Raw genomic sequence first — 22,111 nt, forward strand, 5'->3', positions numbered from 1 at the left:
CCACGCCTCTGGGCCGAAGGGGTCGCGGTCCAGGCGGGTCAGGACGGACTTGGCCGTGGAGAGCGATTCGGCGAGTTCGCGTCGCAGCTCCTCCGCGCGCTCGGGCTCGAAGTACCCGGCAAGTGCCTCGCGCTGGCGGCTCCAGTCGTTGGCGCATCAGTCAGGTGAGCGGCCAGCAGGCTCCGGCGGTGGGGATCGGTGACGGTTTCCGGCGCGAGTGCGTGGACCGCTTCGGCGTGCACGAGTGCCTTGCGCAGTGCCGGGACGTCAGGCAGAGCCGTGCCCCGATAGCGTCCGATCAGCTCGGCGTGGGTCGAGGTCAGCGCCCGTAGCTTCCGGTGCGCGGTGCACCAGGCGTCGGCCAGTGGCAGCTTGTCGTACAGCTCGCCACGCCATGAGCCACTGTGTGTCAGCCGGGCCACGAGCTTCCGGTCGGCCCGGATGCCGCTGGACAGCATTCCGGCGAATCCCTGACGGCCCTCCATGAGCCGGTGGACGGCTTCGGGCAGTTCGGGTGTGGAGACGACTTCGGGCAAGAAGGTGCCGTGTGCCGCCTCCGCCACGGCAGCCAGTTCTTCGGCGGCCGAGGAGATCTCCGCGACGGCTGCCTGGACACCGGGAAGTGCGCCGGGGTCGAGCCATGGTCGAGCGTGCGTTCCGAGGCTGTGGCCGGCTCCACGAGGGCGGCCAGGCCCTTGAGCCGGGCGCCGTCACCCGCGTAGGCGACGGCGCTCAGGAAACGCTGGCGCCAGGTCGGCGGGCCGGAGTGGAGGATGTACGTGCCGGGCACGGGGCTTTGCCAGTCACCCGTGCCACCTCGCCAAGGGGGCTCAACCGCGGGGTCGGCCGGATTCCTGATCCTACTTGTGATGGGGTCAACTTCCGTGCTTATCATGCTGGTTCAGTCAGCGTGCCTTGTGGGACAGGAGTCAAGCGACATGATGATCACTCCCTCAGGGCCGGCCCGGCCGACGCCGGACATCGACACCTCGGTACCGCACTCGGCGCGGATGTGGAACTACTGGCTGGGCGGCAAGGACAACTATGTGGCCGATCAGGAGGCCGCCGAACAGTTCCAGGCGGCCTTCCCCCAGATCGCCGAGAACGCCCGCGCCTTCCGGGCGTTCCTGGGCCGTGGTGTCACCTACCTCGCGGCGGAGGCGGGGATACGGCAGTTCGTGGACGTCGGTACCGGCCTGCCCACCGAGAACAACACCCACGAACTCGCCCAGCGTGTGGCGCCGGAGTGCCGCATCGTCTACGTCGACAACGATCCGCTGGTCCTGGCCCACGCCCGGGCCCTCCTGGTCGGCGCCCCCGAGGGCGCCACCGACTACCTCCACGCGGACCTGCACGAACCCGAGACCATCATGAAGGCCGCCCGCCAGGTCCTCGACTTCGAGCAGCCGGTCGCACTCATCCTCAGCGGCATCCTCGGCCACGTCATGGACGACGACGAGGCCCGCCACCTGGTCCGCCGCCTGCTCGCCCCGCTCCCGTCCGGCAGCCACCTGCTGGTCTGCGACGGCACCGACACCAACGAGGAACTCCGCTCCGCCCAGCAGGAGCACAACGACCGCACCCCGGTCCAGTACCGCCTCCGCACCCCCGAGGGAATCGCCTCCTTCTTCGAAGGCCTCGACCTCGTCGCCCCCGGCGTCGCCCCATGCACCCAATGGCGCCCGGAACCCGGCGCCCCGGCCCCGCACGTCGACTCCTACGGGGCCATCGGGCGCAAGCCTTAGCTTGGCGTTCAACCTCGCTGGGCTCAGTGTTCCTTGATCGAGTCGGCGCTTTTGGCTGTCTTGCCGACGTCGTGGCACCTGGCCCGTTGCTTGTTTTTCGATCCGAGAGTCCGTCCGGGGCCTGGTCGGGACGGTTTTGGCGCGCTTGCCGGGCGGCTGCTGCCGCGCGGACGTCGAAACCCCCGGCGGACGAGCGGGGGTGAGGCGGCGGGGCTCTGCGAGCCGTTCCTGTGGGCGGCGGAGGTCCTCGGCGAGGGGCCGGGCAAGTCGGAGGTCGTACTCGGGGGCGCACTGGTCGGTGCCGGTGAGCGGGACGTGGCGAGGACCCGGTCGCTGCCTTTCCTCCGGACACGGATGCTGACGTCCTCAGGGCGTACGTGGGAGTCGTACGCCTCCCCCACGTACCGGCCGATGTTGAAGTACGGGTCCACGGGAGTGGCCGTGAAGCAGGCCCAGTGCCTTTCCAACGTCTGGAACGGGGTGCCGAAGTTCAAGGTGGACGGCGCCTTCGGCGACAACACGCTCAAGAAGATCAAGTGGATCCAGGGCTGCCACGGCCTGACGAAGGACGGCGTCATCGGCCCGGACACCTGGACCGTGCTCTATCACCCGATTCTCGACTGCTACGACCCGTATCCGGCGTGAGGTACCCACCCGGTCGACGCCGACAGCCGACCGGGCCGGCCTTCTCCGACGGCGTGCTCTGACTTTCCCTCCCCCATGCCGGGCGTGACCCGGCGCTCAGAGACTGGCGAGCAGACCGTCGAGCGGGGCGGGCACGCGGCCGGGGTCGAGGGCCTCGGTGAGGACACGGCCGTAGTGGATCTTGCGGCCTTTCTTCGTTCCGAGGAATCGACGCAACTGCTGCTGTGAGGTGCGGCCCCGCTGTGCCGGCTGGCGCAGGAAAGTCCGCAGGGCGCGCTGGTCGCCCTCCGCCCGGACGAGTTCCTCCACCCGTGTCGCGCCCAGCGCACGGATGAGCTCGTCCTCCAGATCCGCCGTGCAGACGAAGAACTCTTGTCGCGCCGCACCGGCCCGCTCCAAGCCGCGCGTGTAGTAGCGACGCTCCGCCTCGTCGCACAGTCCCGTGAGGCGCAGATCCAGGCCGGGTGGCCCGAGGAGGCGGGCGAAGCGTCCGACGTTCATCGCACCGCCCATCGACAGGACGCAGACTCCCTCCGCATCCAGGTCCCGGCCGCGGCATGCGGCCAGCGCGCTGACCGCCGCGACATCGCTCAGCCCTTCGAGCAGGACGGCTGCTCGGACGGGCAGCCGCGCGGCCAGCTCCCGCGCGGCATCGCCTGGGCCACCCGCCGCCCACGCGGTGACCGCCTCCCGGAACGACCCCATGTCAGCCATGAGATGAGTTTCGGCGCTTCCCGGCCGCCACGGTAGGGAATTTCCTCCGGCCCCCACGGGTGCCGGGCGGTCAACCTCTGGCCAGGTTGACATCCTGTCGCCGGGCCGCGTGGAAGTGGGGCAGCGGCAGTCCGATGCCGCTCAGTTCCATCACGGTGGCCTCGACGTTCGCCCGGCCCCGCCGGTAAGTTCCCGGGCTCATCTGCGAGTTGGTCCAGCGGTGCCTGGCGCCGTCGCAGGTCGCCAGGGTGCCGCCGACACCGTGGCGCACATGTGGGTCGCCCTGGGTGACCGAGGAGGAGACGAAGACGGGGCCGCTGCTTCTCAGGCAGCGATAAGTACCGGAGACGGTGATCACACCGTAACCGGTGAGATGTCCGGTCCGGTCGATCGTCACTTGGTCGTGCGGGCCGGAGGGGGCGCCCGCGGCGGGGGCGGCGGACAGGAGCAGGGCGGCACCGACGACCGCGACGGCAACGTGGCGCAGGGACATGGGAGTACCTCCTGGTGTGGGGGTCTCCACAGGTACCGGTAGGCCCGGCGCGGGGGTGTGATCGTCACCCCTTCGGTGGCGAGTTGAGTTCAGCCACCTACGGAGTGTCCGGCCTTCCGCCCCCGCCTGCCCGGCACAGGCCCTACCTGAGCACGGCGAAGCCGTCGAGTTCCACAAGCGCCTCCTCGTCCCAGAGGCGGGTGATCCCCACGACGGCCATCGCGGGGTAGTCGCGGCCTGCCAGTCGCCGCCAGATGCCGCCGAGTTCGTGCGCGTGGGTGCGGTAGGCGGCTACATCGGTGGCGTAGACGGTGACGCGGGCGAGATCGGCGGGGGTGCCGCCGGCGGCACGCAGCGCGCCGAGCAGGTTGGTCAGGGCCCGCTCGAACTGCTCGGGCAGGGTGTCGCCGGTCACCTTGCCGTCCGCGTCGAGGGCGGTCTGGCCGGCCAGGAACACCACCCGGGACCCGGTGGCGACGACGGCGTGCGAGAAACCCGAAGGCCGGGAGAGATCGGGTGGGTTGACGCGGGAGAGGGTGGGCGGGTCGGTGCGCTCGGTGGTCACGGGGCCTCCACGGTGGCGTACAACTCCTTGGCGATGATGCCGCGTTGGACTTCGCTCGCGCCCTCGTAGATCCGGGGTGCGCGCACTTCGCGGTAGAGGTGTTCGAGGAGGTGACCGCGGCGCAGGGCGCGGGCACCGTGCAACTGGACGGCGGCGTCGACGACGTACTGCGCGGTCTCGGTGGCGAGCAGCTTCGCCATGGCGGCGCGCTTCGGGACGTCCGGGGCGCCCGCGTCGTAGGCCGTCGCCGCCGCGTAGACCATGAGGCGGGCCGCCTCGGTACGCAGGGCCATCTCGGCGACCTGGTGGGAGACGGCTTGGAGGTCCTTCAGCCTGCCGCCGAAGGCGCGCCGCTCCGCGGTGTGGGAGAGCGTCGCATCGAGGGCCGCCTGCGCCATACCGACGGCGAACGCGCCGACGCTGGGGCGGAAGAGGTTGAGGGTGCCCATGGCGACCTGGAAGCCGCGATCGGGCTCGCCGAGGAGGTCGTCCGTCGTGACGGGCACGGCGTCGAAGGCGAGGGCGCCGATGGGGTGCGGCGAGAGCATCTCGAGCGGGGTGCCGGTCAGGCCCGCACGGTCGGCGGGCACCAGGAAGGCGGTCACGCCACGGGATGCGGCACCGGGGGTGGTGCGCGCGAAGACGGTGTAGAAGTCGGCCTCGGGGGCGTTGGAGATCCAGCATTTCTCCCCGGTGAGCCGCCAGCCGCGGTGACCGTCGCGCTCGGCGATGACGAAGGCGTCGTCGGCCGGGCCGGTCGACGCGCTCGGCGTCCCGTCCCCGCCGCCGGCACCACCCGAACCACCGCGTTCGGCCTCGCCGGCCCACGACGCCCCGTCCGGCTCCGCCCGCAGCGCGAGCGCCCCCGCGTCCGAGCCCGCGCCCGGCTCGGTCAGGGCGAAGGCCGCCACTGTGGAACCGGCGCGGACACCGGGAAGCCAGCGGTCACGCTGTTCCTGCGTGCCGTACGCGTGCACGGGATACGCGCCCAGGCCCTGCAGGGCGAGCGCCGTCTCCGCCTCGGTGCAGGCGTACGCGAGGGACTCCCGCATCACGCACAGGTCGACCGCGCCCGAGGTGAACAGGCTCTCCAGCAGCCCGAGTCGACCGAGTTCGGTGACGAGTGCGCGGTTGACGCGGCCTGGCTCGCCCTTCTCCGCGAGCTGGCAGAGCCGCTGCTCGGCCGCCGCGCGTAGCTTCGCGCGCCAGGCGGTCCGTGCCGGGTCGAGTGAGAATGCGGTCATGGCCGGTCCCCTCTCCCGGACACGACGGACGGCGCTCCGGGGGCGTGCGGGTTGTTCGCCCGACCGTATCGCGAAGCATTGACTGTCGTCACCAACACGATACGCTCGATGCGCGAGCCCACCACGACAAGGGGGCGAACCGCCATGAACCCGAGGGACGCCGCAAGCGCCACGGACACCGCGTCGGCACCGACGCCGGCCGAGGTAACCCGCACCGCCCACCTCGACACCTTCGCGCGTGACCGCCTCCCACCTCCCGAGCAGCGTCCCGAGCTCCGCTTCGACCTGCCGGAGTTGCGCTACCCCGAACGGCTGAACGCCGCTGTCGAGTTGCTCGCCGACACCGCCCCCGGGCGTCCGGCCTTCCGTACCGCGGACGGCGAGGTGTGGACGTACGGACAGCTCCGCACCCGAGTCGACCGGATCGCCCACGCGCTCACCTCCCGCCTCGGCGTCGTTCCCGGCAACCGGGTACTGCTGCGTGGCCCGACCACCCCCTGGCTGGCCGCGTGCTGGCTCGCGGTGCTCAAGGCGGGCGCGGTCGCCGTCACCGTGCTGGCCCAGCAGCGCCCGCACGAGCTGCGCACGATGTGCGAGATCGCCCAGGTCGGCCACGCGCTGTGCGACGTCCGCGCGGTCGACGACCTGGTGAAGGCCGACGTCCCCGGGCTGTGCATCACCACCTTCGGCGGTGACGCCTCCGATGACCTGCTGCGCCTGCCGACGCCCGAGGAGCCGTACGCTCCCGTGGACACGGCGGCGGACGACGTGGCACTGATCGCCTTCACCTCGGGGACCACGGGTCGCCCGAAGGGCTGTGTGCACTTCCACCGCGATCTGCTGGCCGTAGCGGACACCTTCTCCCAGCACGTGCTCAGACCACACCCGGACGACGTCTTCGCGGGCAGCCCTCCGCTCGGCTTCACCTTCGGGCTCGGCGGGCTCGTGGTCTTCCCGCTGCGGGTCGGCGCCAGCTCCCTGCTGCTCGAACAGGCGGGCCCCCGGCAACTGTTGCCCGCGATCGCCGAACACCGGGTCTCCGTGCTGTTCACCGCGCCGACCGCGTACCGCACGATGCTCGACGAACTGGACGGGTACGACATCACGTCACTGCGGCGCTGTGTGTCGGCCGGTGAGAACCTTCCCGCCGCGACCTGGCACGCCTGGCACGAGCGCACCGGGCTGCGCATCATCAACGGCATCGGCGCCACCGAGCTGCTGCACATCTTCGTCTCCGCCGCGGACGACCTGATCCGCCCGGGAACCACGGGAGTTCCGGTACCGGGCTGGCAGGCGCGGGTTCAGGACACGAGCGGCACGCCCATGCCCGACGGTGAACCCGGACTGCTCGCGGTGCGCGGACCGGTCGGCTGCCGCTATCTCGCCGACCCGCGGCAACAGCAGTACGTCCAGGGCGGCTGGAACATCACCGGTGACACCTATGTCCGCGAACCCGACGGCTACTTCCGCTATGTCGCACGCGCCGACGACATGATCATCTCGGCCGGTTACAACATCGCCGGACCCGAGGTCGAGGACGCCCTGCTGCGCCACCCCGACGTCGTCGAGACGGCGGTCGTCGGCCGGCCCGACGAGGCGCGCGGGCAGACAGTGGTGGCGTACACCGTGCTCCGGGCGGGCGCGCCCCGTGACCCGGAGGCGTTACGCGCTTTCCTGATGGCCGAACTGGCGCCGTACAAATGCCCGCGAGAATTCGTCTTCCTGGACGCGCTGCCTCGCACGGCGACGGGCAAGCTCCAGCGGTTCCGGCTGCGCGGGGACCCCGCCGCCGACGGGATCGCGGATGCCGGTGCGGACGTCAAGTCGGCACCCACGGAAGGCGATGGGTGACAGGGACGAACTAAAGTGATCAACGTGTCCGATCAGCACGCTCCCCGGTCCCTCATCGTCACGTTCTACGGCGCGTACGGCCGTTTCGTCCCCGGCCCGGTGCCGGTGGCCGAGCTGATCCGGCTGCTCGCCGCGGTCGGCGTCGACGCGCCCTCCGTACGGTCGTCGGTGTCGCGGCTGAAGCGGCGCGGGCTGCTCGTACCGGAGCGCACGACGACGGGCGCTGCCGGTTACGCGTTGTCCCCGGACGCGCGGCAACTGCTCGATGACGGCGACCGGCGCGTGTACGCGACGACGTCCCCCAAGGACGAGGGCTGGGTGCTCGCCGTGTTCTCGGTACCGGAGACGGAGCGGCAGAAGCGGCACCTGCTGCGCTCCCGGCTCGCCGGACTCGGCTTCGGGACGGCGGCCCCCGGGGTGTGGATCGCCCCGGCGCGCCTTTACGAGGAGACCCGGCACACCCTGGAGCGACTGGGTCTCGACCCGTACGTGGACTTCTTCCGCGGTGAGCACCTCGGTTTCGCGCCGACCGTGCAGGCCGTGGCGCGCTGGTGGGACCTGGCGGGGATCGCCGAGCAGCACGAGGCCTTCCTCGACCGCCACGCTCCCGTGCTGCGCGGCTGGGAGACCCGCGAGGACACCCCGCCCGAGGAGGCCTACCGCGACTACTTGCTCGCCCTGGACTCCTGGCGCCATCTGCCGTACGTCGATCCCGGACTGCCGGCCGAACTGCTCCCCGAGGACTGGCCGGGTGCCCGCTCGACCGTGGTCTTCCGGGCGCTGCACGAGCGGCTGCGGGAGGCGGGGGCGGTCTTCGCGGGTCTGTAGCCTCCGCCTGCCGCGGCTCCAGGCAGTGTCGTCAAATTGATCAGCGTTGGTGGATCATGATGACCTGATAAGTCGCCATGAACTGTCCGATGCCGAGTGAGAGTTCGTCCGGCCGTTGCTGCCTGAGTCGTTGCGGGGGCGGAAGAGGCTGGACGACCGCAGGGTCCTGAACGGGATCGTGTGAAAGTTCCGGACCGGGACGGCCTGGCGGGATGTGCCCGAGCACTATGGTCCGTGGGTCACGCCACACACACGTTTTGCAGGTGAGCAGCGGACGGGACGTTCGACCGGATGCTGCGGGCGGCGCAGGCGAAGGTGGACGTGGCGGGCAGCATCGAGTGGCTGGTGTCGGTCGATTCCACGGTCGTCCGAGCTCACCCCAGCCCGGCTCCGCCGGTACACCCACGACGTCGAACCCGTCCGATCCCGTACGGCGGGGACGGCCTTGAAGACCGTGGTCGTCGTCGCCTCATCGAGATCCGGCCCTGCCCACCAGAGCGGTGACCGGCCTCATGGTCCGCACGGCGCGCTGGCTCACGTTGCACTGCGGCCCGTGCACGGGCCGCTCGCGGTCGGCCAGGACGTAAGGCGTCGGTCCGCCGCGATCTCGGCGGACCGACGCCTTGACCGTCGCAGCCGTTACCGCCGGCTCGGCCCCCACCAGCCCGCCGGCACCGCGGACATCACTTCACCACGACGTTGTCCCCGGACGACGTCGACGGCCCGGTGGTGGTGTTGCCGTAGTACACCCAGCGCCACGTACCCGTCTTGGATGCCTTCACGGTCGTCCGGAGATCACCCGAGCCGTTCGCGTACACCTTCTTCACCGTGGTGTAGGACACGGTGCCGGTAGGCTTGAACTGCAGGCTCACCAGGCGGCCTCCGTAGGAGGCGTACTTCCTGGTCTCCCAGTTGGCCCGCGTGACCTTTCCGGTCACGGTGATGGTCCTGTCCTTGGACACCGGTTCGGGCGAGGCGTTGACGGTCAGCCGGGAGTTGCGCTTGACGTGGACTGTCAGACCCTTGTCGTCGGTGTCACCACCGCCGCCCTTGAAGTACACCTCGGCCCCGACCTTCCAGGCCCCGGCCTCGCTGTTGCGCATGTCCCACACGCTCGGGTTGAAGTACATCGTCTCGTTGAAGTCGCAGACGCCCGAGCTCACCTTGATGCAGTCGCTCGTCTCGATGGCGTGCCACAGCCGATCACCCGCACCGCCGCGGTACAGGAACACCGCTGGCCACTTCCACTCGTGAGTGGTCGCCATCCGGAAGGAGGCGGGCACCGCGACCTCCTTCGACACCCCGATCACAATCGGCTTGCCGCCGTTCACCTGGACACGGGTGAACGAGACCCCACCCTCGGCCGCCCCGGCCGGCATCGCGGCCACGGCCGTGAACACCGCCGCCGCACCACCGGCCACGACGACTCTCCAGACCTGCTTCCCCACCTGATCCCCAATCTCCGTACGGAAAGGCACCGAAGGCTCATCCCTCCAGCGCCTTACAGACAGCTGGCATCCACACGGGGTTGTACACCCGCGAATCACAATGGGGCGTCAGACAATCCCCGCCTCCCGCGAGGCGGAGAGGTCGGTGCGGTGCGGTGGGCGAAGCACACACCCCCTAGGGCTCGCCGCCGCGCTCGCCGACTCGGGGGTGCGGCGCTGTCGTCAAATGATCTTGACTGGTGGATCACGGCGGGGATACGTCACCATGAACTGTCGGAAGTCGAATATCGTCCGCGCCCACCAGCATGCCGCCGGCGCCCGAAAAAGGGGCTCCGCAACCCGGCCCTCACTTAGGCTCCGAGGGTGAGTCGGGGTTTCGGGGCGTCCGTGCGTCCGGTCTGCGGGCGTCGGCTGCCCGCCCGGTAGGGCGCCGGCCACAGCGCGCTCGGCCCGCTGTAATCCTGCTCGGCCGCCGCGTGCAGCGTCCAGTGCGGGTCGTACAGGTGTGGCCGGGCGAGGGCGCACAGGTCCGTGCGCCCCGCCAGGATCAGCGAGTTGACGTCGTCCCAGGAGGAGATGGCGCCCACGGCGATCACCGGGACACCGGCCTGGTGGCGGATCCGGTCGGCGAACGGCGTCTGGTACGAGCGCCCGTAGGCCGGCTGCTCCTCGGCCACCACCTGCCCGGTCGACACGTCGATCGCGTCCGCGCCGTGCGCGGCGAAGGCACGGGCGATCTCGACGGCCTCCTCGGCCGTGGTACCGCCCTCGGCCCAGTCGGTCGCGGAGATCCGTACGGTCATGGGCTTCTCCTCGGGCCACACCGACCGCAGGGCGTCGAAGACCTCCAGCGGGAAGCGGAGTCGCTTCGCCAGGGTGCCGCCGTAGGCGTCCGTACGGTGGTTGGTGAGCGGTGAGAGGAAACCGGAGAGCAGATAGCCGTGGGCGCAGTGGAGTTCGAGGAGGTCGAAGCCGACGCGGGCGGCCCGACCGGCGGCGGCCGTGAACTGTTCGCGGATGTCGGTCAGTTGGGCGCGAGTCAGCTCGCAGGGTGTCTGGCTTCCGGGCTTGTACGGGAGCGGGGAGGCGGCCACGAGCGGCCAGTTCCCCTCCTCCAGCGGCTCGTCGATGCCCTCCCACATCAGCTTGGTGGAGCCCTTGCGGCCGCTGTGTCCGAGCTGAACGCCGATCGCGGTGCCCGGCGCCTGTGCGTGCACGAAGCCGGTGATCCGCCGCCATGCCTCGGCCTGGCGCTCGGTGTAGAGCCCGGCACAGCCCGGGGTGATCCGGCCCTCGGCGCTCACGCACACCATCTCGGTCATCACCAGACCGGCTCCGCCGAGCGCCCTTGCGCCCAGGTGGACGAGGTGGAAGTCGCCCGGGACGCCGTCGACGGCGGAGTACATGTCCATCGGCGAGACCACCACCCGGTTGCGCAGGGTCAGACCGCGTAGCCGGTAGGGGGTGAACATGGGGGGCGTGCCGGGCGGGCAGCCGAAGTCCCGCTCCACCGCCTCGGTGAAGCGTGCGTCCCGCATGCGCAGATTGTCGTGGGTGACCCGGCGGCTGCGGGTGAGCAGGTTGAACGCGAACTGCCGGGAGGGCTGGCCGAGGTAGAGGGCGAGGTTCTCGAACCACTCCAGGCTGGCGCGGGCCGCGCGTTGGGTGGAGGCGACGACCGGGCGCCGCTCCTCCTCATACGCGACCAGGGCGTCGCGCAGCGAGGCGTGTTCCTCCAGGCAGGCGACCAGGGCCAGCGCGTCCTCCACCGCCAGTTTGGTGCCGGAGCCGATCGAGAAGTGCGCGGTGTGCGCGGCGTCGCCGAGGAGGACCAGGTTGCCGTGCGACCAGTGCTCGTTGACGACCGTGCGAAAGGCGGTCCAGGTCGACTTGTTGGACCGTAGCGGCCGGCCGTGGAGCGCGTCGGCGAAGATCTTGGCGCAGCGCTCGATCGTCTCGGCCGTCTCCAGTTCCGCGAAACCGGCCGCCCGCCATACCTCCTCACGCATCTCGATGATCACTGTGGAGGCGCCCGACGGGTTCTGCGGCCCGGAGGGCATCGTCGAGGGGTGAGCGTAGGGGTAGCCGTGCAGTTGCATCACGCCGTGCTCGGTCTCGGCGATCTCGAAACGGAACGCGTCGAAGGCGAAGTCCGCGGCGAGCCAGATGTAGCGGCAGCGGTGCTCCTCGACCGAGGGACCGAATGCTTCGACGTATGCCTCGCGGGTCGCGCTGTGGACGCCGTCGGCGGCGATCACCAGGTCGTACGCAGCCGAGAGCTGGGCCGGCTCCGGGGCTTCGGTCCGCAAGCGCAGGTCGACGCCGAGCGAGCGGCAGCGCTCGTGCAGGATCTCCAGGAGCCGCCGCCTGCCGAGCGCGGCGAAGCCGTGGCCGCCCGAGGTGTGGCGCACGCCCCGGTGCACGATGTCGATGTCGTCCCAGCGCACGAACTCTTCCCTGAGCGCCGCATGGACGACCGGGTCGGCGTGCTCGATGCCGCCGAGGGTCTCGTCGGAGAGGACGACACCGAAGCCGAAGGTGTCGTCGGGGGCGTTGCGCTCCCAGACGGTGATCTCGCGGGCGGGATCGAGGCGCTTGAGGAGGGCGGCGGCGTACAGCCCGCCGGGACCACCGCCGACGACGGCGACACGCAGCGGCCGCGCTGTTTTTGTCCGTACGGCCGTCATGTCTACCTCCCCCGCCACTTCGGCGCACGCCTCTCACTGAAGGCGGCGTGGAACTCGGCGTAGTCCTCGCCATTCATCAGCAGCGCCTGGGTGGAGGCATCCAGTTCGACCGACGCGGCCAGCGGCATGTCCAGCTCCGCCGTGAGCAGGGCCTTCGTCTGGGCGTAGGCGAGCGCCGGGCCGTCGGCGAGCCTGCGGGCCAGCGCCTGGGCGGCCTCGTCGGCGTGGCCCTCCTCGGTCAGCTCGCTGATCAGTCCGATCCGCTCGGCCTCGGGGGCCCGCACCGGTTCGCCCAGCATGAGCAGCCGGGTCGCGTGCCCGAGTCCGACGACCCGTGGCAGCAGATAGGCGGCACCCATGTCGCCGCCGGAGAGCCCGACCTTGGTGAAGAGGAACGCGAAGCGGGCGGAGGGGTCGGCCACCCGGAAGTCCGCGGCCAGCGCCAGCACGGCGCCGGCGCCCGCGGCCACCCCGTGCACGGCCGCGATCACCGGGAACGGGCACTCCCGCACCGCCCGTACGACCTGGCCGGTCATGCGGTTGAAGTCGAGGAGCCGACCGGTGTCCATGGACAGCGTGGCGCCGATGATCTCGTCGACGTCGCCGCCGGAGCAGAAGCCGCGCCCCTCACCGGCCAGTACCAGGGCCCGTACGGACTTCTCCCGGGACAGTTCGGCCAACAGGTCGCGCAGATCGGCGTAGGCGCCGAAGGTGAGCGCGTTGAGTTTCTCGGGGCGGGCCAGGGTGACCGTGGCGACCCCGTCGGTGCATTCGCACCGCAGGTGCCGCCAGTCGGACGTACGAGTGGCGGAGCCGGTGAAGGGACTCATGACGTGCGGCCTCCTCGGACGGGCGCGCTGTCCGGACTGCTGCTCTGCGACGAAGTTATCACCTCTTTGTGACCGTCGTCATGAGTGCGCGATAAGATTCTTCGCTCAGGGACGGGCCTGGCGTCACGTCACACCTTCTCGACAGGCCGGTAACGAGGGGCACCGCCGGGTTCGGCGGGGCGTCGGTGGAGGTAGGCGACCAGCACCGGGACCGACGCGGTTTCCGGGCGAAACCCGCCGACCGCCCCGTATGGGGCGCGCCGTACCATGCCCTCATATTGAGAGCAGGACACCCTGCGCCAGGAACGGATCCGCCTTGTACGAACCCCCCGCACCCGCCTTCTGGCGCATCGCCCTGCCGCAGACCGCCGCGGCCGTCCCCGTCGCCCGCGCCCTGGTCCGCACGGCGCTGACGGAGCTCAAGCACACGACCGACGGCGACACCGCGGAACTGCTCACCGCCGAGCTGGTGGCGAACGCCGTGGAGCACGCCGTGGGGGACGGCCCGATAGAACTGGTGGTCGAACTTTTGCCGACGGGCTGCAAGGTCGAGGTGCACGACCCCGACCCGGCGCCGCCCGGCAATCTGACGCAGGCGGTCACCGAGGACCCCGACCCCTGGCAGGAGCACGGGCGGGGTCTGCTGCTGATCCGCAGCCTCAGCTCGTCCTGTGGCCACCGCCTCACCGAGTCCGGCAAGGCGGTCTGGTTCAGACTGCCTGTCGTTCCGCGGCAGTGGCGTCCGGCGTGACCCCGTCCGTGCTCGCGGCGAGCCGCGAGTTCCGCCGCCCGTAGAGGACGTACACAAGGGAACCGACCGCGAGGAACACCGCGAACTGCACCCAGGTCGTCCAGCCCGTCTGGTAGATCAGGTACAGGCAGAACGCGACGCCGAGCAGCGGCATCACGGGGTAGAGCGGCACCCGGAAGGTGCGGGCGAGGCCCGGCTCACCGCGGCGCAGGGCGATCACCGCGATGTTGACGACGGCCATGATGGCGAGCGTGCCGATGGTGCACAGGTTGACCACGGAGTCCAGCGAGGCGAAGGCCGCCGGGATCGCGAAGACGATCGCCACGATCAGGGTGCCGGCCACCGGCGTCGAGGTCTTCGGAGAGACGCGTTCGAAGACCCGCGGGATGAGCCCGTCCCGCGACATCGACATGAGGATGCGGGTCTGGCCGTACATCACCGCGAGGACGACCGAGGCGATGGCGACGACCGCACCGAAGGCGATGACACCACCACCGATCGTGGAGCCGGTGACCTGGTTGACGACGTAGGACAGCGCGGCGGGCCGCCCGCCCACCTCGGGGCCGCCGATGGCGCCGATCGCGGCGAGCGCGACCGCGCAGTACAGCAGGGTCACCACGCCGATGCAGACGAGGATGGCGATCGGGATGTCCCGGCGGGGGTTCTTGGCCTCCTCGCCCGCGGTGGTGATCGCGTCGAAGCCGATGTACGAGAAGAAGGCGGCCGTGGTACCGGCGCCGATGCCGCCGAGCCCGGCCGGGGAGAACGGGGTCAGGTTGCCGTCCTTGAAGGCGCTGTACCCGATGGCGCAGAAGGCGACGAGGATCACGAGCTTGAGGACGGCCATGGCGGCGGTGGCCCGTGCGCTCTCGCGCACACCACGCACGAGGAGAACGGAGGCGAGGGCGATCACGATCACGGCGGGCAGGTTGATCACCCCGCCGTCACCCGGCCCGGCGGAGAGCGCCGCGGGCAGGTTCCATCCGGTGAGGCTGTGCAGCAGTTCGTTGACGTACTGGCTCCAGCCGACCGCGACGGCGGACACCGATATGCCGTACTCGAGCAGCAGGCACCAGCCGACGAGGAAGGCCGTGCCCTCGCCGAGGCCCGCGTAGGCGAAGGAGTACGAGGAGCCCGAGACCGGAATCGCCCCGCCCAGTTCGGCGAACGCGAACGCGGTGAAGACGCAGGTGATGGCGGCGAGCACGAAGGAGACGACGACTGCGGGACCGGCCTGGGCGACCGACTCGGAGAGCCCGACGAAGATGCCGGTGCCGACGATCGCGCCGACGCCGAAGCAGACGAGGTGGAACAGGCCCATGTGGCGCTTGAGGCCATGACCTTCGAGGTCTGCGCCGGACTCGGCGACGAGCTGTGTGGGGGACTTGATACGGAAGCGGTTGGCGGGTGAGCCGGGCATGGAGGTGGTGCTCTTTCGGTTTTGCGTGGGCGACCGCAAGGGTGCCGCCGCTCGTGGGGGCCTGTGGGGGAGGCCGAGAGCTTGGGGGCGGTCACACGGCGGGCCACGGAGGGGGTGGTTCCGGGCCCGCCGACGATCGTACGGGAGGGTCCGGGCGGGGCCGGTCAGCCGAGGGTGGCTACCAGTACCGCCTTGATCGTGTGCATCCGGTTCTCCGCCTCGTCGAAGACGACGGAGTGTTCGGACTCGAACACCTCGTCGGTGACCTCCAGCTCGGTGAGTCCGTGCCGCTCGTGGATCTCGCGGCCGACGTCGGTGCCGAGGTCGTGGAAGGCCGGCAGGCAGTGCAGGAACCTCACGTCGTCGTTGCCGGTGGCGCGCAGCATGTCCATGGTCACGGCGTACGGGCCGAGCAGCGCTATGCGCTCGTCCCAGACCTGCTTGGGCTCGCCCATCGACACCCATACGTCGGTGGCGACGAAGTCGGCGCCGCGCACGCCCTCCTTCACGTCATCGGTGAGCGTGATCCGGGCGCCGGAGGAACGGGCGAGGTGCTGGGCCACCTCGATGATGGTGTCGTCCGGCCACAGATGCTTGGGGCCGACGATGCGGACGTCCATGCCGAGCAGGGCGCCGGTGACGAGGTAGGAGTTGCCCATGTTGTACCGGGCGTCGCCGAGGTAGGCGAGGGCCATCCGGTCGAGCGGCTTGTCACAGTGCTCGGTCATGGTGAGCACGTCGGCGAGCATCTGGGTGGGGTGCCACTCGTCGGTGAGTCCGTTGTAGACGGGGACCCCGGCGTACGCGGCCAGCTCCTCGACGACGCCCTGTCCGTGCCCGCGGTACTCGATCGCGTCGAACATGCGACCGAGCACACGCGCGGTGTCCTTGACGGACTCCTTGTGCCCGATCTGCGAGCCGACGGGATCCAGGTACGTTGTGTGCGCACCCTGGTCGGCGGCGGCGACCTCGAAGGCGCAGCGCGTACGGGTCGAGGTCTTCTCGAAGACCAACGCGATGTTCTTGCCCATGAGGTACTGCGTCTCGGTCCCGGCCTTCTTGGCCGCCTTCAGCTCGGCGGCCAGCTCGATCAGCGCGCGGAACTCCTCTGCGGTGAAGTCCAACTCCTTGAGGAAGTGGCGGCCGACGAGGGAGGTCGGGACTGTCGCCATGGGGCGCTCCAGAGGTACGAAAGGCAGAGACGAACAAGTAGACGAATGTAAGTCTATACGACGCCTTACATTTCTATGCGGAGCCTCATCCGCCCGCGGCCTCCCTCTCGACCGGGCAGCTCATACAACGAGGCCCTCCCCTCCCCCTACCCAGCTCACTCCCGGGAATCTCGATCACCTCGATCCCCTGTTTACGCAGGTGCGTGTTGGTGGTGGAGTTGCGTTCGTAGGCGATGACGACCCCGGGCTCGACCGCGAGCACATTGCAGCCGTCGTCCCACTGCTCCCGCTCCGCCGCGTGCACGTCCTGCGTGGCGGTCAGCACCCGCACCTCGCTCAGGCCGAGCGCGGCGGCGATCGCGCGGTGCATGTGCTCCGGCGGGTGGTCGGTGACCTTCAGCTCCTTCTCGTCGGCACCCGGCTCGATGGTGTAGGAGCGGAGCATGCCGAGCCCCGCGTACTTGGTGAAGGTGTCGCCGTCGACCATGGTCATCACGGTGTCGAGGTGCATGAAGGCGCGGCGCTTGGGCATGTCGAGCGCGACGATGGTCCGGGCCGACCCGGCGGCGAAGAGCTTGTGCGCAAGCATCTCGACTGCCTGGGGCGTGGTGCGCTCGCTCATGCCGATGAGCACCGCGCCGTTACCGATGACCAGCACATCACCGCCCTCGATGGTGGACGGATAGTCGGCCTGCCCCTTGGACCAGACGTGGAAGGCCTCGTCCTGGAACAACGGGTGGTGCCGGTAGATCGCCTCGAAGTGCACGGTCTCGCGCTGCCGCGCGGGCCAGCGCATGGCGTTGATGGAGACACCGTCGTAGATCCAGGCGGAGGTGTCACGGGTGAAGAGATGGTTGGGCAGGGGCCTGAGGAGGAAGTCGTCGAGGTCCATCACATGGAACCGCACCGAGGTGGGCTCCGGGTGGACGTCCAGGAACTCCCGCTTGGTCATGCCGCCGACGAGGATCTCGGCGAGCGCGGCGGCGGGCAGGGTCTCGAAGGCGGCGCGGAGGTGGTCGGTGGCGAGCGGCCCGTACTCCTTCTCGTCGAAGACACGACTCAGCACGAGCGATCTGGCCGCCGGGACCTCCAGGGCTTCGGTGAGCAGATCACCGAAGAGATGGACGACGACCCCGCGGTCGCGGAGCACGTCGGCGAACCCGTCGTGCTCCGCGCGCGCCCGGCGCACCCAGAGCACGTCGTCGAAGAGGAGCGCGTCCTTGTTGCTGGGGGTGAGCCTTTTGAGTTCGAGATCCGGTCGGTGCAGGATGACGCGGCGCAGCCGCCCGGCCTCGGAGTCGACATGGAATCCCATGCCTTCATCCTGACCGTCCGGGCGCGCGTTCATCCGCTGTTCGGCACGAACCCGACCGTTTGTGGTGCGCGGCACTCCGACCGCACACCACAACGGCCACGGAGGGTGGGGGTCCCGTCACAGACGGGGATCCACCGGCTCCGACTCCAGAGCCAGCACCCCGAACACCGCCTCATGCACCCGCCACAACGGCTCGCCCTCCGCCAGCCGGTCCAGCGCCTCCAGACCCAGCGCGTACTCACGGATCGCCAGCGACCGCTTGTGGTTCAGGAACCGCTGCCGCAGACGCGCCAGGTTCTCGGGGCGGGTGTACTCCGGGCCGTAGATGATCCGCAGGTACTCACGGCCACGGCACTTGACGCCCGGCTGCACCAGACGGCCCGTCGCGCTCCGCACCACCGCCTCCACCGGCTTGACGACCATCCCCTCGCCGCCCCGCCCCGTCATCTCCAGCCACCAGTCGACGCCCGCCCGCACCGACTCCGGGTCCCCGGTGTCCACGAACAGCCGTCGCGTCGTCTGCAGCAGCCCGCTCCCGTCGTGCTTGACCATCCGGTCGATCAGCGCCAACTGCTCGTCGTGGGGCAGGGCCGCCAGGCTTCGGCCCTGCACCGCCAAGACCTGGAAGGGGGCCAGGCGGACGCCCTCCAGACCCTGTGTCGGCCAGCAGTAGCGGCGGTAGGCCGCCGTGAACGCCGTCGCGGCCGACGCCCGTTCACGCTGTCTGGCCAGCAGTTCCCGTACGTCGACGCCCCGCGCCGCCGCCCCTTCGATCGCAGCCAGCGCGCCCGGGAAAGCCGCCCCGGACGCCGCGCCGACCGCCGCGTACTGCGTGCGCAACAGCCCGGTCGCTTTCAACGACCACGGCATCAGCTCCGCGTCCAGCAGCACCCAGTCCGTCTCCAGCTCCTGCCACAGGCCCGCCGTCGACACGGCTTCCCGCAGCCGGCCCAGGATCTCCTCCGCCATCACCGCGTCGTCGAAGAACGGTCGTCCGGTGCGCGTGTACAGCGAGCCCGTCGGGCCGTCCACGCCGAAGCGGCGACGCGCCGCCTCAGCGTCCCGGCACACCAGGACCACGGCCCGCGAGCCCATGTGCTTCTCCTCGCACACGACCCGGGCGACCCCGTCCTCCTGGTACTGCGCGAACGCCTCGGCCGGGTGCTCCAGGTAGCCCTCGACGTGGGATGTAGCGGTCGGCGCCATCGTCGGCGGCAGGTATGGCAGCAGGCGCGGGTCCACCGCGAAACGGCTCATGACCTCCAATGCCGCCGCCGCGTTCTCCTCCCGGACCGTGACCCGGCCCGCCTGCCGCGTCTCGACCACCCGGCGACCGTGCACGTCCGCCAGGTCGAGCGGTCGGCCGTCGTGGCCGCCGGGCGCCTGAGTGGACAGCGGCCGGGTCGGCTCGTACCAGACCCGCTCGGCCGGTACGTCGACCAGCTCCCGCTCCGGCCAGCGCAGCGCGGTCAGCCGGCCACCGAAGACGGCACCCGTGTCCAGGCAGATGGTGTTGTTCAGCCAGGTGGCCTGCGGAACGGGTGTGTGGCCGTACACCACTGCCGCGCGGCCCCGGTAGTCCTCCGCCCATGGGTAGCGCACCGGCAGGCCGAACTCGTCCGTCTCCCCCGTGGTGTCGCCGTACAGCGCGTGCGAGCGGACCCGCCCGGAGGTGCGGCCGTGGTACTTCTCGGGCAGACCGGCGTGGCAGACGACCAGCCTGCCGCCGTCGAGGACGTAGTGGCTGACCAGGCCGTCGATGAACTCCCGTACCTGCTGCCTGAACTCCTCGCTCTCGCCCTCCATCTGCTCGATCGTCTCGGCGAGCCCGTGCGTGTGCTGGACCCTGCGGCCCTTGAGGTGACGCCCGTACTTGTTCTCGTGGTTGCCGGGCACGCACAGCGCGTTGCCCGACGCCACCATCGACATGACCCGGCGCAGGACGCCTGGGCTGTCCGGGCCGCGGTCCACGAGGTCGCCGACGAAAACGGCCGTGCGGCCCTCCGGGTGCACGCCGTCGGCATAGCCCAGCCTGCCCAGCAGCGCCTCGAGCTCCGACGAGCAGCCGTGGATGTCACCGATGATGTCGAAGGGGCCGGTGAGGTGGGTCAGGTCGTTGAACCGCTTCTCGGTCACGACCGTCGCGTTCTCGACCTCCTCCACGCCCCGCAGGACGTGCACCTTGCGGAAGCCCTCCCGCTCCAGATGCCTCAGGGAGCGACGCAGTTCGCGCGTGTGCCGTCCGATGACCCGGCGCGGCATGTCCGCCCGGTCGGAGCGGGCCGCGTTGCGCTCGACGCACACCTCCTCCGGTACGTCGAGCACGATCGCGATGGGCAGAACGTCGTGCTTCTTGGCCAGTTCGATCAGCTGACGTCGGCTGTCCTGCTGCACGCTGGTCGCGTCGACGACCGTACGCCGCCCCGCCGCAAGGCGCTTGCCCGCGATGTAGTGCAGCACGTCGAACGCGTCGCGGCTGGCGCTCTGGTCGTTCTCGTCGTCGGCCACCAGGCCACGGCAGAAGTCCGACGAGAGGACCTCGGTCGGCTTGAAGTGACGGCGGGCGAAAGTCGACTTGCCCGACCCCGACGCGCCGATCAGGACCACGAGGGAGAGGTCGGTGACGGGCAGGGTGCGCCCCTTGGTCTCGGTCATGCCGCCTTCTCCTCCTTCGGACTGATCGGCGCCGCGCTCAGTTCGAACGTGGCCATCTGCGTGGGCGGCCCCACCTCGGGGTCGTCGGGTCCGACCGGGGTGAACTCCACGGTGTAGCCGTGTTGTTCGGCGACCCGGATCGCCCAGGCCCGGAACTCCTCCCGCGTCCATTCGAAGCGGTGGTCGCCGTGGCGGGTGTGCCCGGCCGGAAGGGTCTCCCAGCGGACGTTGTACTCGACGTTCGGGGTCGTCACGAGCACCGTACGGGGACGGGCCGAGCCGAACACCGCGTACTCAAGAGCGGGCAGCCGGGGCAGGTCGACGTGCTCGACGACCTCGCTCAGCACGGCGGCGTCGTACCCCTTGAGCCGTTTGTCGGTGTAGGCGAGCGAGCCCTGGAACAGCGTGACGCGCGACGCCTGCCGCTCCCCCATGCGGTCCGTCTTCAGCCGCCGCGAGGCGATGGTGAGTGCCCGCATCGACACGTCGACACCGACGATCTCCGTGAACCGCGGGTCCTTGAGCAGCGCCTGTATCAACTGGCCCTGTCCGCAACCGAGATCGAGAACCCGGCCGGCACCGGATGCCCGAAGCGCCGCGACGATGGCGTCCCGCCGCTGCACGGCCAGGGACGTCGCCTTCTCCTGCGTCCCGACCTCACCGTCGGCCCCGGTCCCGGCTCCGGTCCCGTGCTCGGCCCCGGCCATCTCCTCGGTCCCGGTCTCCTCCCCGACCGCGTTGTCGATCTCCTCGACCTCACTGTCGTCCGCCTCGGCCAGCCGCACCAGCTCCAGGCGTTCCCTCGCCTGCCGAGTCAGGGACCAGCGGCGCGACAGATAGCGGTTGGTGATCAACTGCTGCTCGGGGTGGTCGGGCAGCCAGCCCTCGCCGGCCCGCAGCAGCTTGTCGACCTCGTCCGCGGAGACCCAGTAGTGCTTGGCGTCGTCGAGCACCGGCAGAAGAACATAGAGGTGACGCAGGGCCTCGGCCAGCGTCAGTTCCGAGGACTCCAGCACGAGGCCCACGTAACGGGACTCGCCCCACTCCGGGAACTCTGCGTCCAGTGCCACCGCTACGGCGGTGACCGTCCAGCCGAGCGGTTCGAACAGACGGCTTACGAGACCGGGGCCGCCGCGCGCGGGCAGTGCGGGTATCTCGATCCGCAACGGCAGTGCCGCACCTACGCGTTCGGGTCGTGCCGCGCACACGCCCTTCATCGCACTGGAGAACACGCTGCTCAGCGCCACCGCGAGCAGTGAGGACGCCGCGTACGGGCGGTCGTTGACGTACTGTGCGAGCGCCGCGCCGGGGGCGCCACCACGGCCCTTGCCCCTGCCCTTGCGTACCAGCGCCACCGCATCGACCTCCAGCAGCAGCGCGACCGTGCAGCGCGCGTCATCCGCCTCGGGGTAGAGGACGTGCGCCCTGCCATGAGAGGTGGAGAACGACTGAGCCCGATCGGGGTGCTTGTGCAGCAGGAAACCGAGGTCGGTCGCCGGGCGCTCGGGAGTGCCGGTGGTGGTGATGGTCAGGAACATGCGGAGAACCTCTCCGACGGGGTGGACATCTGCTGGCGCCGTACACACGAAAGCCCTCAGGGGCCGGTGATCCTGAGGGCGCGGCAGGACGACGACCTCACCTTCGCACATCACGGCCGACCACCGCCTTCGTTTATCGCCGGGCGAGCGCTCCGGGCCGACGACCGGCGTTCCGCCCGGATGCCATGACGTCCCGTGCCGACCTCACCC

General features: G+C 70.4%; 18 protein-coding genes and 1 pseudogene. 5 read left to right on the forward strand and 14 right to left on the reverse strand.

What is annotated here, in order from left to right:
* Positions 1 to 38: 38 nt before the first annotated feature.
* Entirely contained in the window at positions 39 to 563 is a 525-nt protein-coding gene (locus ACWDEX_RS12515) for a hypothetical protein (protein WP_450463229.1), read from the reverse strand.
* A gap of 375 nt (positions 564 to 938) precedes the next feature.
* On the opposite strand from ACWDEX_RS12515, the gene ACWDEX_RS12520 reads away from it, so the two are divergent.
* Positions 939 to 1,745, forward strand: a complete 807-nt coding sequence (locus tag ACWDEX_RS12520) for an SAM-dependent methyltransferase (protein ID WP_450463230.1) — start codon at positions 939 to 941, stop codon at positions 1,743 to 1,745.
* Positions 1,746 to 1,768: 23 nt separating this feature from the next.
* Here the strand turns inward: ACWDEX_RS12520 and ACWDEX_RS12525 are convergent.
* Positions 1,769 to 2,018: pseudogene (locus ACWDEX_RS12525) on the reverse strand (NF041680 family putative transposase); the annotation flags it as partial.
* Positions 2,019 to 2,099: 81 nt separating this feature from the next.
* Here ACWDEX_RS12525 and ACWDEX_RS12530 point away from each other — a divergent pair.
* The gene (locus tag ACWDEX_RS12530; RefSeq protein WP_450463231.1) at positions 2,100 to 2,390 is read left to right on the forward strand and encodes a peptidoglycan-binding domain-containing protein; all 291 of its coding nucleotides are present in this window, start codon (positions 2,100 to 2,102) and stop codon (positions 2,388 to 2,390) included.
* A gap of 96 nt (positions 2,391 to 2,486) precedes the next feature.
* Here ACWDEX_RS12530 and ACWDEX_RS12535 read toward each other — a convergent pair whose 3' ends face one another.
* The 4 genes from ACWDEX_RS12535 to ACWDEX_RS12550 all read right to left on the reverse strand — a co-directional run bounded on the left by ACWDEX_RS12535 (position 2,487) and on the right by ACWDEX_RS12550 (position 5,406).
* Entirely contained in the window at positions 2,487 to 3,104 is a 618-nt protein-coding gene (locus ACWDEX_RS12535; protein WP_450463232.1) for a TOPRIM nucleotidyl transferase/hydrolase domain-containing protein, read from the reverse strand.
* Between the two features lie 70 nt (positions 3,105 to 3,174).
* Positions 3,175 to 3,597 (reverse strand): DUF6299 family protein, encoded by a 423-nt coding sequence (locus tag ACWDEX_RS12540; RefSeq protein WP_450463233.1) that lies wholly within the window; start codon positions 3,595 to 3,597, stop codon positions 3,175 to 3,177.
* 142 nt (positions 3,598 to 3,739) lie between these two features.
* Entirely contained in the window at positions 3,740 to 4,162 is a 423-nt protein-coding gene (locus ACWDEX_RS12545) for a RidA family protein (protein ID WP_450463234.1), read from the reverse strand.
* Entirely contained in the window at positions 4,159 to 5,406 is a 1,248-nt protein-coding gene (locus ACWDEX_RS12550) for an acyl-CoA dehydrogenase family protein (RefSeq protein WP_450463235.1), read from the reverse strand. The genes ACWDEX_RS12545 and ACWDEX_RS12550 overlap by 4 nt, the downstream gene beginning before the upstream one ends.
* Positions 5,407 to 5,550: 144 nt before the next feature.
* Between ACWDEX_RS12550 and ACWDEX_RS12555 the strand changes: the two genes are divergently transcribed.
* Together ACWDEX_RS12555 and ACWDEX_RS12560 are read left to right on the forward strand one after the other, a co-directional pair.
* Positions 5,551 to 7,257, forward strand: a complete 1,707-nt coding sequence (locus ACWDEX_RS12555) for an AMP-binding protein (protein WP_450463236.1) — start codon at positions 5,551 to 5,553, stop codon at positions 7,255 to 7,257.
* Positions 7,258 to 7,272: 15 nt separating this feature from the next.
* Positions 7,273 to 8,085 (forward strand): PaaX family transcriptional regulator, encoded by an 813-nt coding sequence (locus ACWDEX_RS12560; protein WP_450463237.1) that lies wholly within the window; start codon positions 7,273 to 7,275, stop codon positions 8,083 to 8,085.
* A 683-nt stretch (positions 8,086 to 8,768) separates the two neighbouring features.
* Here ACWDEX_RS12560 and ACWDEX_RS12565 read toward each other — a convergent pair.
* The 3 genes from ACWDEX_RS12565 to ACWDEX_RS12575 all read right to left on the reverse strand — a co-directional run bounded on the left by ACWDEX_RS12565 (position 8,769) and on the right by ACWDEX_RS12575 (position 13,050).
* Positions 8,769 to 9,533 (reverse strand): hypothetical protein, encoded by a 765-nt coding sequence (locus ACWDEX_RS12565; RefSeq protein WP_450463238.1) that lies wholly within the window; start codon positions 9,531 to 9,533, stop codon positions 8,769 to 8,771.
* A 350-nt stretch (positions 9,534 to 9,883) separates the two neighbouring features.
* Positions 9,884 to 12,220 carry a bifunctional salicylyl-CoA 5-hydroxylase/oxidoreductase gene (locus ACWDEX_RS12570; protein ID WP_450463239.1) on the reverse strand — a complete coding sequence of 779 codons (2,337 nt, stop codon included), beginning with the start codon at positions 12,218 to 12,220 and terminating at the stop codon, positions 9,884 to 9,886.
* 2 nt (positions 12,221 to 12,222) lie between these two features.
* Positions 12,223 to 13,050, reverse strand: coding sequence for an enoyl-CoA hydratase family protein (locus ACWDEX_RS12575; RefSeq protein ID WP_450463240.1), 828 nt, complete (start codon positions 13,048 to 13,050; stop codon positions 12,223 to 12,225).
* 250 nt (positions 13,051 to 13,300) lie between these two features.
* Between ACWDEX_RS12575 and ACWDEX_RS12580 the strand changes: the two genes are divergently transcribed.
* Positions 13,301 to 13,801 (forward strand): ATP-binding protein, encoded by a 501-nt coding sequence (locus tag ACWDEX_RS12580; protein ID WP_450463241.1) that lies wholly within the window; start codon positions 13,301 to 13,303, stop codon positions 13,799 to 13,801.
* On the opposite strand, the gene ACWDEX_RS12585 is transcribed toward ACWDEX_RS12580, so the two are convergent.
* The 5 genes from ACWDEX_RS12585 to ACWDEX_RS12605 form a co-directional block, all read right to left on the reverse strand.
* Complete coding sequence (locus ACWDEX_RS12585; protein WP_450463242.1) at positions 13,761 to 15,221, reverse strand: amino acid permease; 1,461 nt, start codon at positions 15,219 to 15,221, stop codon at positions 13,761 to 13,763. The two genes, ACWDEX_RS12580 and ACWDEX_RS12585, sit on opposite strands and share 41 nt — an antisense overlap.
* Before the next feature lie 164 nt (positions 15,222 to 15,385).
* Entirely contained in the window at positions 15,386 to 16,393 is a 1,008-nt protein-coding gene (argF, locus tag ACWDEX_RS12590) for an ornithine carbamoyltransferase (RefSeq protein ID WP_450463243.1), read from the reverse strand.
* 85 nt (positions 16,394 to 16,478) lie between these two features.
* Complete coding sequence (locus tag ACWDEX_RS12595) at positions 16,479 to 17,708, reverse strand: arginine deiminase (RefSeq protein ID WP_450463244.1); 1,230 nt, start codon at positions 17,706 to 17,708, stop codon at positions 16,479 to 16,481.
* Positions 17,709 to 17,825: 117 nt separating this feature from the next.
* On the reverse strand, positions 17,826 to 20,363 hold the full coding sequence (locus ACWDEX_RS12600) for a polynucleotide kinase-phosphatase (RefSeq protein ID WP_450463245.1): 2,538 nt from the start codon (positions 20,361 to 20,363) through the stop codon (positions 17,826 to 17,828).
* Positions 20,360 to 21,901, reverse strand: a complete 1,542-nt coding sequence (locus ACWDEX_RS12605; protein ID WP_450463246.1) for a 3' terminal RNA ribose 2'-O-methyltransferase Hen1 — start codon at positions 21,899 to 21,901, stop codon at positions 20,360 to 20,362. Before ACWDEX_RS12605 ends, ACWDEX_RS12600 begins: the two co-directional genes overlap by 4 nt.
* Between the last annotated feature and the right edge of the window lie 210 nt (positions 21,902 to 22,111).

The organism is Streptomyces sp. NPDC001020 (assembly GCF_053599115.1).

Excerpts from the sequence above, each read along its gene's own strand:
- ACWDEX_RS12550 (WP_450463235.1), bottom strand. The coding sequence starts at position 5,406 with ATGACCGCATTCTCACTCGACCCGGCACGGACCGCCTGGCGCGCGAAG.
- ACWDEX_RS12585 (WP_450463242.1), bottom strand. The coding sequence starts at position 15,221 with ATGCCCGGCTCACCCGCCAACCGCTTCCGTATCAAGTCCCCCACACAG.
- ACWDEX_RS12575 (WP_450463240.1), bottom strand. The coding sequence starts at position 13,050 with ATGAGTCCCTTCACCGGCTCCGCCACTCGTACGTCCGACTGGCGGCAC.
- ACWDEX_RS12520 (WP_450463230.1), top strand. The coding sequence starts at position 939 with ATGATGATCACTCCCTCAGGGCCGGCCCGGCCGACGCCGGACATCGAC.
- ACWDEX_RS12535 (WP_450463232.1), bottom strand. The coding sequence starts at position 3,104 with ATGGCTGACATGGGGTCGTTCCGGGAGGCGGTCACCGCGTGGGCGGCG.
- argF (WP_450463243.1), bottom strand. The coding sequence starts at position 16,393 with ATGGCGACAGTCCCGACCTCCCTCGTCGGCCGCCACTTCCTCAAGGAG.
- ACWDEX_RS12580 (WP_450463241.1), top strand. The coding sequence starts at position 13,301 with ATGGGGCGCGCCGTACCATGCCCTCATATTGAGAGCAGGACACCCTGC.
- ACWDEX_RS12530 (WP_450463231.1), top strand. The coding sequence starts at position 2,100 with ATGCTGACGTCCTCAGGGCGTACGTGGGAGTCGTACGCCTCCCCCACG.
- ACWDEX_RS12540 (WP_450463233.1), bottom strand. The coding sequence starts at position 3,597 with ATGTCCCTGCGCCACGTTGCCGTCGCGGTCGTCGGTGCCGCCCTGCTC.
- ACWDEX_RS12600 (WP_450463245.1), bottom strand. The coding sequence starts at position 20,363 with ATGACCGAGACCAAGGGGCGCACCCTGCCCGTCACCGACCTCTCCCTC.
- ACWDEX_RS12595 (WP_450463244.1), bottom strand. The coding sequence starts at position 17,708 with ATGGGATTCCATGTCGACTCCGAGGCCGGGCGGCTGCGCCGCGTCATC.
- ACWDEX_RS12570 (WP_450463239.1), bottom strand. The coding sequence starts at position 12,220 with ATGACGGCCGTACGGACAAAAACAGCGCGGCCGCTGCGTGTCGCCGTC.
- ACWDEX_RS12605 (WP_450463246.1), bottom strand. The coding sequence starts at position 21,901 with ATGTTCCTGACCATCACCACCACCGGCACTCCCGAGCGCCCGGCGACC.
- ACWDEX_RS12555 (WP_450463236.1), top strand. The coding sequence starts at position 5,551 with ATGAACCCGAGGGACGCCGCAAGCGCCACGGACACCGCGTCGGCACCG.